At 52.9% G+C, this 13296-nt stretch carries 10 protein-coding genes and 1 riboswitch; of the genes, 4 read left to right on the top strand and 6 right to left on the bottom strand.

Annotated features, from left to right (window positions below):
• Positions 1 to 265: 265 nt before the first annotated feature.
• Positions 266 to 1498, top strand: coding sequence for a winged helix-turn-helix domain-containing protein (locus tag GWQ31_RS14250; RefSeq protein WP_265420690.1), 1233 nt, complete (start codon positions 266 to 268; stop codon positions 1496 to 1498).
• Between the two features lies 1 nt (position 1499).
• Here the strand turns inward: GWQ31_RS14250 and GWQ31_RS14245 are convergent, their stop codons facing one another.
• The 6 genes from GWQ31_RS14245 to GWQ31_RS14220 form a co-directional block, all read right to left on the bottom strand.
• The gene (locus GWQ31_RS14245) at positions 1500 to 2051 is read right to left on the bottom strand and encodes a fimbrial protein (protein ID WP_265420691.1); all 552 of its coding nucleotides are present in this window, start codon (positions 2049 to 2051) and stop codon (positions 1500 to 1502) included.
• A gap of 11 nt (positions 2052 to 2062) precedes the next feature.
• Positions 2063 to 3091, bottom strand: coding sequence for a fimbrial protein (locus GWQ31_RS14240; RefSeq protein WP_058394851.1), 1029 nt, complete (start codon positions 3089 to 3091; stop codon positions 2063 to 2065).
• A gap of 4 nt (positions 3092 to 3095) precedes the next feature.
• Positions 3096 to 3827 carry a molecular chaperone gene (locus GWQ31_RS14235; RefSeq protein WP_058394850.1) on the bottom strand — a complete coding sequence of 244 codons (732 nt, stop codon included), beginning with the start codon at positions 3825 to 3827 and terminating at the stop codon, positions 3096 to 3098.
• Positions 3828 to 3837: 10 nt separating this feature from the next.
• The gene (locus GWQ31_RS14230) at positions 3838 to 6369 is read right to left on the bottom strand and encodes a fimbria/pilus outer membrane usher protein (RefSeq protein WP_345893588.1); all 2532 of its coding nucleotides are present in this window, start codon (positions 6367 to 6369) and stop codon (positions 3838 to 3840) included.
• Between the two features lie 67 nt (positions 6370 to 6436).
• Positions 6437 to 6826 carry a hypothetical protein gene (locus tag GWQ31_RS14225; RefSeq protein WP_275909656.1) on the bottom strand — a complete coding sequence of 130 codons (390 nt, stop codon included), beginning with the start codon at positions 6824 to 6826 and terminating at the stop codon, positions 6437 to 6439.
• A 98-nt stretch (positions 6827 to 6924) separates the two neighbouring features.
• Positions 6925 to 7467 carry a fimbrial protein gene (locus tag GWQ31_RS14220; RefSeq protein WP_034523670.1) on the bottom strand — a complete coding sequence of 181 codons (543 nt, stop codon included), beginning with the start codon at positions 7465 to 7467 and terminating at the stop codon, positions 6925 to 6927.
• 888 nt (positions 7468 to 8355) lie between these two features.
• Positions 8356 to 8442: riboswitch (cyclic di-GMP riboswitch) on the top strand.
• An 88-nt stretch (positions 8443 to 8530) separates the two neighbouring features.
• Between GWQ31_RS14220 and GWQ31_RS14215 the strand changes: the two genes are divergently transcribed.
• From GWQ31_RS14215 to GWQ31_RS14205, 3 genes are all read left to right on the top strand, one after another.
• Entirely contained in the window at positions 8531 to 8863 is a 333-nt protein-coding gene (locus GWQ31_RS14215; protein WP_005316030.1) for a hypothetical protein, read from the top strand.
• A 508-nt stretch (positions 8864 to 9371) separates the two neighbouring features.
• Positions 9372 to 12119, top strand: coding sequence for a collagenase (locus GWQ31_RS14210; RefSeq protein WP_275909642.1), 2748 nt, complete (start codon positions 9372 to 9374; stop codon positions 12117 to 12119).
• Positions 12120 to 12290: 171 nt separating this feature from the next.
• A complete protein-coding gene (locus GWQ31_RS14205) occupies positions 12291 to 13289 on the top strand; it encodes an ElyC/SanA/YdcF family protein (RefSeq protein ID WP_275909641.1) in 999 nt (332 codons plus the stop codon).
• Positions 13290 to 13296: the final 7 nt, after the last annotated feature.

Raw genomic sequence — 13296 nt, 5'->3', positions numbered from 1 at the left:
TCCGATCCGCACCGTATTCAACAAAACTCGCGAACGAGGCCAAAAACATACTCAGGCTGCAGGCTAAGTGAGAACGATTACATAAACGGCCATCTTTTTGAGTGTTTTTTGAACCAAATTAATAACCTGTAGTACCATACCCGCTGCCAGGCACCTCAATGGAAACCTAAATAATTGATAATTAAAGATATTGTAGTTTTTTCATTATTTGAACAACTGCCACATGATGGTAAAATGCACTCCTTGGCGGTAAGACGAGTCACACATGAGTAACAAAAATTATAAAATTGCAGAGGATATTATTTTCTCCGCTGCAATATTCAAGCTCTCAAAGGGAGAAAGAGACATCAAGCTCAGCAACAAGGAAGCAGAGCTACTCGAAATGCTGTGTGATGAGGCAGGCAGTGTCATTGCCAGAGGCAAGCTGCAGGAGACCTTGTGGCCAAATCAGGACAATACCGATACCAACCTTAACCGTCAGATCCTCTCTCTGCGCAGAAAACTGGAATCCATTGGTTTACTGGACGCAATCGATACTATTCCGAGAGTCGGTTATATCTTCTGTGCACCGGTTGAGATCAGCGGAGAAGAAGAGGAAACGGTAGCTACTGATAACATAGTGCCAACGCCTGCAAACATGCCACAACCAAGACGACAATATAGCCGTAGACGATATGACCGCTATTTCAGTCCAAAACGCATCATGCTGTTTGCATTGATCATGGTATCTATTACCTCATTGGTGATATTAATTTACCACTATACCAATGCCAATACCCTGAGAACGATCAATCTCAGCCATGTATCTCTTTATATGACCAGTGATACAGAGCAAACCCTGAAATTGAAGATAGAAAACCTGAAACCCCTTGCTCAGCGCATCCCTCATTATGAAGATGAACATGTTTCCATTCTCATCGGAAAGGAAGCTATCAGCTACTTTTCCATTGACAATAAAAACAAACTTCTGTCAGAAAATATTTTCCTGTTGAGATCGGGCCACCCTGTCATGGAAGAGTTGCAATGTGTCGTAGCAACGATGGCGTTGCAGGGAAAGAATGTTTCCCACAATTATTATAACAATCCACATACCGTTGTCAGATACCATAGCAGCTGCCTGGCGCCAGAGAACTGGGTAGAAATAACCAGAAAGAGCAAGATGATTGTCACCATGAACAGAGAGATTGTGGTAGCGACCGTGATTGCAACCGATCATAAGGGACAGACACTGTTCAACCTGGATTCCGTCGGGGATGTAGAGCGTGATGATGATGATATTGCGGTCGAAATAAAGAATACCATTGTCAACTTCATTGACCAGAAAGCACTCATCAATAATAGCATGGTCGCTACTCTGGTCGCAGCCTTGACGCCACCAAAACAGAAGGCGCTGTTCATCCAACTGCCGGGTGGAATATATTTATCCAGCTATATGGGGGGCGTTCTCTCCTGGCCCAGCAGAGAAAACTTGAAGGTCATCCAGCGCAATGACCCTTGAGTTATTCATAGGCAACAATGAAATTGGCCACGGCGGTATAATCGCCAGGTTTGATATTCCTTGCGGCGATGGCATCCGGGTGGCCTTCAACCCGAGCGAAAAAATTCAGCTCATTCTCTGTTGAATTGCCCAGCACATAGCCACGGGAAGGAGTACCCAAATCCAGCGGGGATTGAGTGACATCATACAACCGGATACCCGCCCCCTTGGCAGAACCTGCGGAAAAAGCCAGAGCACCGCTCATCTGCTGATCTGCCGAACCGCTGAAGGTCACCTTGGCCATACGGAAGATGCCTGGCTTGCAGTTGGTCAGGCGGATAACAAAAGGCACCTGGGCCCCGGCACCGGCTGAATAGAGTTCCCTGACGTCAACTACCCCCATGTCGACCGACTGATCGGCTGACTCGGGTGATACCAGGCATGGCTGGTCAATAATTCGGCCATGAAGATGAAGTGTATTGCCCAATAACTCCAGGTCTTCACCCGCTCGTGGTGCAGCCATCACTGCCAGTGACGGGCAAAGCAACAACCCTATCCAGAACTTCCTGAACATGTGACTTTCCCTCACTGAAATTCGGCAACGATAGTTGCTGTGGCGTAAAAATCACCCGCGGCTATATCTGCACCAACCGGTGATATAGGGGCAGCAATGAATCCCCAATCGCCAATATTACCTTGCATGGTGACGGGGTAAAATTCATTAAGCCTTAATGCGGAGCCATCCAGTTGCTTGAACTTGATTCCCAAGTTATTAATGACCTGTCCACCTTGATAGCCATCCTTGGTAGTCCGTAAATAATCCTGACTAAAAGATGTGGGTTTTCCAGAAATACCAAGGTTGATCTTCAAGGCATCACCTTCGAAAGCTCCCCCTTCACAACGGAAGGTCAAAGGGAGCGTTTTTTCATAATTACTTCCATCCAGTCCAGTACCAGGTAAATCCCCAAACTCCACTTCTATCGTCTGACCGCCATTGATTACACACTTCTCTGGCACATAAAGAATTGTCGAATTAATGACAATTCTAGACATGGCTATGTTGTTGAAATCAGAAGAGGTAGCACCCAGTCTACCGAACATTTCCACTACCTGCCGATCTGAAATCTGAACGCCATTGATAATTTGCTTTCGGACTCGGAAAGTAACTCGCCCTTTGCTGCCACTCTCAAAATTAGTTATCCGAGTCTCTCGACCTTGGGTGCAAGAGTGATTTGGGTAATCATTACTTTCATTTGGGAAAGGAGCCGCTACATACTTCTTTTTCCAGCCGGCTATCCATATTTCAACCTTCATATCAAGAAAGTCATTCAGTTTTACAAATCCATCACCCACCTGAGGTAGACCATTACTCATGACCGCCTTGTAATACACCGGTGAGCTAGGAATGCTTCTATCGGGACAAGTAACAGTTCCTGCATACTGTCCTCCCAAATTCCACTCAAAAGCTCTTGTCTTGTAGCCAGGCTTGTTTTCAATATCCTCTTTACCGAGATCAACCCTGTATTCATGATCCCCATCAGGAATGACATAACCATTTGCCAGCGCTGTGCCAGCAAACAGCAAAAAACCGGAGCAAAAAACGGAACGTAACATAACCTTACTCGCTCTTCATGGCTTTACAGGCATTGCCGACACACTGGTACTTGATATCCATATATCCGCCGTAATCGTTTACATAGCTGATGATGAATTCACTGCCCAACGTCTCGGGGATCTTGGCATCCAACTCTGATTTGGGGGCCACCATAAAGGCAGAGAAGCCTTTAATGGATGTTTTCTCTTTGCCCTTGGGATGGGCCAGGCCGACATAGGTGACGTAGTAAGGGGTCGGGTTATTGACCTTCAGGGTTGTGCCCTGCTTGGTGATCGTCACTTGATCCTGCCAGACGGCACCACGCTCCGGGAGGATAGCCTCGGGGCGGTAGAAGAGCTTGATCTTGGATTGCACGGCAATCTGCATGACGTTGCTCTTCTCGCTCTTGGGCGGGATCTCGCGCAGGTTGAAGTAGTAGATAGATTCGCGATCTTTTGGCAACGTCTCGATCGCAGGCACGGAAGCGATCCTGACAATCGACTTCTGATTGGCATCCACCCGCTGCACTGGCGGCAGCACCACGAAAGGCGAAGCGATCTTCTGCCCCTGGGCATCTTCAATCCAGGCCTGCGCCAGATAAGGCAGCTTCTGATTTTCGTTTTTGATGTTGAGACTGATGGATTTGGCGCCACCAGGATAAACGGCGCGAGTACGATCCAGCACAATCGCGGCACTGACGTTTAGTGACGTCATACCCAGTACGGCCAGACAGGTAAAAGAGAGCAGCTTTTTCATCGGGTTCCCATTACTTACAAGTGAGCGTCTTCATCGACAGATCGGTTACTTCGTGCGGTGCCGCTATCTTGCACTGACGGGCACCACCCCAGGAAAGTTCAAACGATTCATCCGGTTTTACTCCCGCCAGATAGACAAGGCCATCCTCATCCACGACGGAGAGTACCCGTCCGGCGTCATTGACGACGGTCGCACCGAAGGGCGGATAGGAACCATTGGGCAGCCTGACGCTGGCCAGCAACTTGAAGCCTTGGGCAATTTCAAAGGCATTATACCCAATCGCACCTTCCGTCAGGGTTCCCTGCTTGATGGCATTCATGGCATCTATGTCATCGCTCAGCTGGTCCACGTCGATACGGGTATCGCTCTTGCGATAATCGGTCATATCGCTGATCACGGCCACGCCAAACCGGTTCGTTACCGCACGCCCATTATTGAAAGAGACATCGGCGACCTTGCCGGTATCGACCATCATGCGGGTTCCTCCACGTCGGGTCGCCTGATGCAAGGCGGCGCCATGTTCGGTCGCCGTCAAACCGCCCCGCATGCTGGCACCGACCGAGGTGTATTCGCTCTGTACGCTGTAGGCATTGAGGCTGACGGCGCCGATGTCACTGTTGTGGTTGTAATAACCTCGCGCTACCGCATGACCATTGCTCTGCACCCCAGCCCCCAGCTGATAGGTATCATCCGGTCGGCTGTAATCCTGATAGGTTGCCAGGTGGGTGACCTTGCCGTTGGAAGACTGCACGCTGTATCCCGCACTCTTCCTGTCCCCGATCGGCATGCTGACCGTCAGCATGACACTCTTGTCATCCTCATAATTCTCTGTCTTGGTCTTGTAAGCAGACAAATAGAGAGAGACATCCTTGAAACTGCCAATATTCACACTCTTGTTGATGGACAGGCCGTAACGATCTTCCGCATCGTGATTCCAATAGGTTCTATGGGTGTAATCCATATACATGGTCAATGCCTTGGCGGCATCATCAGCCCAGAATGTCTTGTTGGCAGTAATGGTATATAGCTCTTTATCACCCCAGGTATTGTAATCATCACTCGAGGCAACGCTATTATTTTCCAGTCGATCCTTGTTACTCAGAAACTGCGACATTGTCATGAAGTTGTGTTGCGAGAAACGATAACCCGCAAAGGTGATGGAGCTGTTGTATTCATCGAACTGCTTGGCATAGTTCAACCGAAATGACTGGCCAATCTTGGTAGATAAACCCGGTAATTTCGCAATGGATTGGGTCAAGTCAGCAGAAATAGCACCGAATGCATACAGGTCGCGCCCAATCCCCAGGCCCATGGAGTTATATTCACCAGCAACCAGACTACCACCATAAAGAGACCAGGAGTTCGCCACCCCCCATGAGAAGTCCCCCGTCACAAAACCAGGACCATGGATATCGTGAGCAGAGTCACCCAGTTCTGATGGGGCGCCGACCGAGATGTTGTAGCGAACATACCCTGGCCGGGTCAGATAAGGCACGGTTGCCGTATCCACCTGAAAAGAGCTGACGCTGCCATCCTGCTCTTCCACCCGCACATCGAGACGACCACGCACAGAACTGTCCAATCCCTGAATACGAAATGGGCCGGCAGGCACGTTGGTCTCATAAATGATGCGGCCAGACTGGGAGATGGTGACTTTGGCGTTGGTCTTGGCGATGCCGCTCACCTCGGGGGCATAGCCTTGCAAGCTGGGCGGCAACATGCGCTCATCATTGGCCAGATTGACACCTGTATAACGAAAACCATCGATCAATTGGGAGTTGAGCTGTTGTTCGCCCACGGTCAGCTTGGCGGCCATGGTCGACAGAGGGCGGTATGCGTAGAGACGGTTAAGCTCGGCTGACGACCGCTCGTCATCCCCCCAATAAGCGCTGGCCTGGTAATCGCCACGCAGGCGCCAGGGACCGTAGTTCGCCCCCAGGGTACCGTAACTGCTGAGGTTGCTGCTGGAGTAGTCGCGCCCTTCATTGACCTGGGCATTGAGGTTGTAATCCAGCATCAGACCAGTGACGCCGACGTCCCACTGCTCGGGCGGAATCCAGTTGGGGTCACTGTATTTCAGCCAGGCCTGGGGGACGGCAATCCTCAGCAAGCCGTTACCAATATCATTGGAGATGATGACGCCATCCAGCGCCAGAAGGTTGGCACACTGACCCTGATGCCAGCTGTCAATCTTGGCAATGGCCTCATCCGTCAGCGCCATCCTGGGGACAAGATCCTGAGGCAAGCAGGCAACACCGCCCTTTCCCTTGCCGTCTTCCACTTCATAAAAAGGGATTTTCTGGAGTGGCAGCTTGTTCTTGTTGACCTCAATCTCAAGATAGTAATCACCCGGCAGGATATAACCTTCATCTGCAAACTGGGAAAGGTCTATCTTGGTTCGCTCGTCCAGATCAAGCGCATCAATATTAAACTCCGTTTCTGCCAACGCGTTATTTGCCACTGCCAACAGGCAAGGCGCGCATAGCATAAAAGCCATTTTTAGATAATGTGTTCTAACAGAGTTTGATGTTGAAACGCTCATATATTCACTCTAGGGGTAACATAACGGTCTCACATAATGAGGTATCTACACTAAGCAATCGGGTTGCTTACATATAATTGAGTTCAAATAGGGCTGTATTGCTCGGATAGAACAGCACACCATTATTCACCCTCAAATCAAGTTCCATATCACGGTTGACAATATCGGAGACAATAAAGTACTCCCCAGATACCTTGTGATACTTCCCATCACTGACAATACCCAGTTCATCATTCATGACACCATGAACAGACATGGATATAAAAGGCAGTGAGGTATCAGCTCGCCCTTCTATCTGACAACCACTGACTTTCAGTACTCTGTGGTTGGCTTGTTGCTGGGGAGTTTTTCTTTGTTCATCCAAAGTGCAGCCTGACTCGGCCAACCCATCCGTTACTTCATTTGCATACGTAGGCATTGCCATCATCACAACCTGCAACACGACTGGCACAATCATTGGAGTTTTCATGGTAAAGGCACGATGTGGGGGAAACCATGTGTGAAGTTGTGGTGGTTTGCACCACCACAACCCGTATCACACGTTAAGGCAGACTATTACTCGTAGGAGAGAGTAAAGTTGGTCACTGCAGTGAAAGCACCGGCAGTCAGCGGGTTGGCAGTCTGGTCGGCATAGCCTTTCAGCACGGCGCTGAAGGGCAGCTCGTTATCACCGTTCACCAAGCCAAAGGCGGAAGTCGGGGTACCCAGTACGATCGGGGCGCCGCCCGGAGCTGTCATCTTGATACCAGCACCAGCTGCCTGGCCGCCACCGATAACCAGCAGGCTGGAATCGACAGGATCTTTGGCGCCGCTGAAGGTCACTTTAACAGCATCTTCATCAGGGGTGATTTCACAGTTCAGCAGCTTGATGCTGAACGGCTTGGAGTTGGACTCACCACCTTTGACCAGCTCTTTGGTGCTGATCTGGCCCATTTCAACAACCTGGTCAACAGACTCAGGAGCAACAGAGCAAGGTGCATTGATAATTTCACCGTTAAAGGTGACTTTACCTGAACCAGCACCGCCGGCAGCAACAGCAGAGCCGCACAGCAGCATGGAACCAACACCCATAGCAACCAAAATTTTATTAGCGTTCATTCTTTATACCTACATTAACGTGTGTTTTATCTCATCACCTAAACCATGCTGGAGTCACAGTGTTAAATAATGAGGCGATATGCCACAAAGCTACTCTGCATGACTTTTTCTTCATTAAGCCGGTGAAGATATGAGCCAGACCATCAGTTGCTCTGTGTATGTACAATTTTATCAAGCCAAGGTAGAAGACCGTATCAAAGGCAGTTCCCGCTACCTTTTATATCTGCACGAATACATATCCATGTAAGCCGTGTAGAAATACTGCTTTCAACCTTTGCTTGGGAAACAAATTAACGACGTATTTGATGCACATCAAATACATTTTGATTTTTATAAATCTCTTTTTAAACACTTTACAATCAAGAACTTACAACCACATCAGAACACATTAAAATAACAAAACACCATTGCCAGCACTGCATTGAACATTGCCAATCTTAAATTAACCAATAACCCAATCACACCACAAACCAAATTAACAAAAAACCAACATTGAGGCACAATAAATATACTCTTCTGGCCATGTTTCTGATCACGCCCAGGCAATCAGACAATCAGACAATCAGACAATCAGACAATCAGACAATCAGACAATCAGGAGTATCTGACGCTGACTGTGATGCACAAGAGGTCACACCTTGCTCACGGCAGGAGTGATGTTCAAAGTTTCCATGCAAAACAGCACTGGCTTTAAAACATCCGCAGTTGTTGGCTCACTCTTTACAGGAAGTCATAACTATTAATTTAATTGGAAGGAAATAAAAAATCATCAATATGGGACAGGCATATTTCCCCACCAATACTAATCGGCACTTGTGAGGTGTGACTTATATCCCATCTTTTTTTATAGCGATTGATTTCTCAAAGTGGGGTGTTATCATCTGGACATAGAGTAAAGGGCAAACCGATCGAAAGGTCGGGACGCAAAGCCACCGGTCTAAGGGTGTAGATACCTAAGACAGCGGAGCTGCCATCTGAGAAGAGTAATGTCATGATCTGAATGCCATTCTCTTTGATTGCGTTGCCCTTTTCGTACAACGACATGTGACGAAAAGGACATAAAATGAACACTTGCATCCCCTCCACCGGTTCTGTCCGCAAAAGCATTATCCGTTGCGCCTCCTCAGCCGCCACCGCCTTGCTGCTTGGCGCTGCACTGTTGCCCGCTACCGCATCGGCTTACGATGGCACTGTGACCCTGACTGGCACCATTTATGAATCACCCTGTGACTTTTCTGACAACAGCGTGACCTGCTATTCCGGCGCACAGCGCCAAACCTTGGATTTGGCCAGCCTGCGACAAACTGGCAGCCTCAACGCCATCAATGGCACCCTGAATTACAAGCTGTCAGAAGGCAGCAATAGCATGGCCATAGTGACCGTCAGTTACCTCTAGTTTCCTCCTGAGCCTGGCTCAGGATTGCTTGAGGATCAGGGCCGGCATACCGATTGGTTTGTCGGCAGCCTGCCTTGGCCACTGGCAAAGCAACCTCTGTTACCTTTGTGTCGCGTCCCTCTTGTCAGTCTCGGTTGCCCCTCTGCTCCGAATCCTCTCGATCTGTTTCCACTCCCTTTCACCCTTTCCTGGGTCACAGCGTCATGGCCACATAAACGCCTGGCGACCGCCAGTACAGAGCCTCCATACCATTCGGACATGAGGCACACCTGCCCACGGCACAGCAAACCTCAAACGAGAGCTGGATCACATTCACAGCGTGGAGGCTTAGATCCCCCCCAGATGGCAGATGAGTCCTTGCTATCACTGCAGCCCCCTATGAGACTCAATTTATTTTGATAGATGCTAAATAAATGATTTATATGGCCTGATTGGTGAGTTGATACCCTTTTGGAACTGAGTACATTGCCCGCGATAACCACGCAGACTCTCATCCAAAGGGATAAAAATGAACAATCTGGGTACAAGGTTGCTGCTTCTGGCAGTACCGGGCCTGCTCGCCACCTCGGCGCTGGCCAATTACTCCCCCACCGACTGGCAAGCATATCGGCTGAACGGTGAATCGAGCCGCCAGCTGAGCGATCGCGTCACTGAAGTCACCTACGAGCTCAGCGCCCGCAATGACGATGCCCCCTATCAGCAACTGCGCGTCTATCGCCGCTTCGACTGGAACGATAGCGATCTCAGTGCACTGGCGGAGCAAGCCTGCGGCGAGCCGCAGCTCAGGATTGAGCAGGGCTGGCAGATCCGTTACCTCAGCTGCGAGCAGGTGGTGCCGGCAGGCAAGGCCATCCCGGCCAGCAGCTATGACTATGGTTACGGCCTGGAGCAGGGCCGCTGGGAGCCATTGACCGGCACCCCGACCGCACCGCGCCAGGATCGTATGCCGCTGGCCGAGCGCATCATACTGGGTCACAGCGAGCAGGAGCTGGATCGCTGCGAGCTCAACGCCCAGGGCCGCTGCGCCGAGCAAGTTTGGCAATATCAGCCACAAAACTGGCAGCAACTGAGCGTGCTGGAAGAGACCCCCAACGAGCGGGATGGCCGCCTCGAGCAGATCTTCTTCCGCCTGCAACCCGTGCCAGGCAGTCAGGCCGCCAGCCAGGTGAGCGAGATCCATGTCTGGCGCAAGTACAGCTGGCAGCTGGATGAAACCAGGGCCCAGCAGGAGTGCGATGAACCCCAGATCCGCCAGGAAGGGGACAAGACCATCAGCTATCGGGTTTGCCGCCAGACCCTGCCCGCCGGCAGTGAGGTGCAGGTAGTACTGAAAGACACCGGCTATCAATACCCGGTCGGTGGCAGCGAATGGCAGACTCTGCCGGACACCGACGAGTGGCAAGAGAGCCGGGTGCTCAATCGCCCCATAGTGCTGGCCAGCAAGGAGGAGCAGCTCGACTGCCGTCGCGCCGATGGCCGCGCCTGCTCCGAGCCGGAGCAACCGGGCACGGATCTGCTGGATGCCGATGCCGCCAGGATAGTGCAGGACGCCAGCGGCCAGCCCGCTCCCGTCTGGCAGGAGAACTATGGCCACGATGACACCAAGCTGCTGGCCGTGTCCCGCGGTATCCAGAGCCTGCTGGCGGCCAATCAGCCCGCCCATCCGGCCATGAAGCTGTTGCTGGAATACGTGCGCGCCCACAACTATCACAACTACGGCAAGCACAAGGAAGATGGCCCGGCCGCCGCCGAGGCACTGGCTGAAGCCCTGACTGCGCTCGGTGCCCATCCGCTGCTCTATCCGGAACAGGCCAGCGATGAGGTAGGAGCCGTCATGGGTGCCTGGAGTATCGCCCTGCATGGCCAGTTCAAGAGCCCGGCGGTGCAGAACCGGTTCGGTACCCTGCTCGGCCAGTTCAACCAGATGCTGGCTTACAGCACCCGCCACGCCAGCGAGATCAATGGTCAGCATGCCTGGGCAACGGGTCTGTTCGATCTGCTCAACTTCCTCGACTTCGCCAGTGACTACAGCGATGCCTTCGCCGCCGATTTCCGCCAGCAGGATGGTGAGCTGCGCAAACAGCTGCACGCCCTCGGCATGAGCGAGCTGTCGCTGTGGCAAGGACGGGATGGCAAGGATCTGTTCCTGCTCAACAATGTGTTGGATGCCTATACCCGCCTCTACCGGGTCACCCGTTATACCCGTCCCGACGAGAGCGAAAACTATCGCAAGCTGCTGGATGGTTCAGTCATCGACCTCATCCGTCATCACAGCCTGATCCCGGGTGGCCAGCAGAGCCAGGATCTGCTGGAAGACATGTCACTGACCCTCTCCACCTACTATCTGACCTACACGGACCGCACCAGCGAAGCCTGCATCAGCGGCGAGTTTGCCGGTCTCTGCACCCCGATACGGCTGGAGGATGTGCTGCCGTTCGAGCACACCTGCTCGCCGACCCTGCGCCTGCGGGCCCAGGAACTGAGCCAGGATCAGGCCGATGGCATCTGCCGCGAGCTGGGCGCCGAGGAGCAGCAGTTCCATCAGCAGATGGAAACAGGCTGGCAGCCGGTGGCGGATGACAACAACGAGGCACTGGAGCTGGTGATCTTCAACTCCTCCGCCGACTGGAAACGCTACGGCGGCGCCCTGTTTGGCGGTGTCTCTACCGACAACGGCGGCATCTACATCGAAGGAGATCCGGCTCGCCCCGGCAACCAGGCCCGCTTCTTCGCCTATGAGGCTGAGTGGAAGCGCCCCGCCTTCCAGGTGTGGAACCTGCGCCACGAGTATGTGCACTATCTGGATGGCCGCTTCAACCAGTACGGCAGCTTCGGTCACTACCCGCTCAATCGCACCACCTGGTGGTCGGAAGGGCTGGCGGAGTTCATCGCCCACGGTCAGTGCTTCGCCCGTGGCATGGATAATGTGGCTGGTCGCCCGGCGGCCGAACGACCGAGCCTGGCCGACATACTGCACCTGGATTACGACAAGGGGGGCGAGATGGTCTACTCCTGGTCCTATACGGTGCATCGCTTCCTGAACGAGACCGGCCGCGGTGCCAGCTGGCTTGCCATGGCCCAGGCCCTGCGCAACCCGGATCAGCAGCAGGCGATGAGCGCCTTCGAAGCCGAGCTGGATCAGTTGATCGCGAGCGACAGCGAGGCCTACCAGAGTTGGCTGAGCCGCGATCTGCTGCCCTGGTGGGAGGCCAACAAGGAGTCTGACGAGTGCAAGGCCAACGACTCCTCCCACTGAGGGTGAGGCGTTAGCGACAGAGGGCAGCCACGGCTGCCCTCTGTTTTTATATGAGTACTTTATATGGGTGAGGGATCAAGCGGTTAGAAGACAGCCAGATGCGACAGCCTCTGCCCGAGTGACACCATAGGCAGTTATCAAGCCTGACGCGCAGCGGCAACTTGTAATAGAATGACCCTCTGTCTCCTCCTACTTCAGACCCGAACTGCACCGCGCATGAAGAAGTTTGCCAAGATCCTCCTCGCCTGCTTTTGCCTGTTGCTGGTAGCTGCCGCCATGCTGCTGGGCTACAGCGAGTGGACCGTCTCGGACACCCGCCACTACACCTATGACGATGTCGATGCAGTGCCCTACAACAGGGTCGCCCTGGTGCTCGGCACCTCCAAGTACCTGATTGGCGGCAGTTCGAATCACTACTTCAAGTACAGGATCAAAGCCGCCGCCGAGCTCTACAACAATGGCAAGGTAGACTACATACTGGTCTCCGGTGACAACGCGACCGTCCAGTACAACGAGCCACGCCAGATGCGACGCGCCCTGATCCAGGCAGGCATTCCGGCCAAGGTGATCTACAGCGACTACGCCGGCTTTCGTACCCTGGACTCCATAGTGCGCGCCAAGGAGGTGTTTGGTCAGGCCCATTTCACAGTGGTGTCGCAGGCCTTTCACAACGAGCGAGCCATCTTTATCGCCCGCCACTTCGGCATCGAGGCCGTCGGCTTCAACGCCAAGGATCCCAGCGCCTATCAGGGTATCAAGACCCGGGTGCGCGAGGTGTTTGCCCGGCTGATGGGGCTGCTCGACCTCTATGTTTTGGACAAGGGACCCAAATTCCTCGGTGAGCCCATCGTCATCGGCGGCCCGGTTCCCTGTCTGACATTGAGTACCCTGGGTATGAACCAGCCCTGCCTGCCTATTCCCCCTGTGACGCAGGACAAGCAGCCGCGCGACAAGGCCGCTCCCGCCGTCAATGCCGCCAGCTCGGCCGCGGCGACCAGTGCCGCATCGACCACGAGCGCAGCAGCAACGACTGGTACATCGCCTGCAACCAGTGCTGCCACAGCGACCAGTTCGTCGGCTGCAACCAGTGCATCGGCTGCAACCAGTTCAGCCACATCGGCCAGCTCGTCGCCTGCAACCAGTGCAGCAAGCGCCAATCCAACGCCCTGACCAGACA

Source organism: Aeromonas sp. 2MA4 (assembly GCF_029237305.1).
GTDB classification, from domain to species: domain Bacteria; phylum Pseudomonadota; class Gammaproteobacteria; order Enterobacterales; family Aeromonadaceae; genus Aeromonas; species Aeromonas salmonicida.
This window is presented reverse-complemented; position numbering and strand designations above follow the sequence as displayed.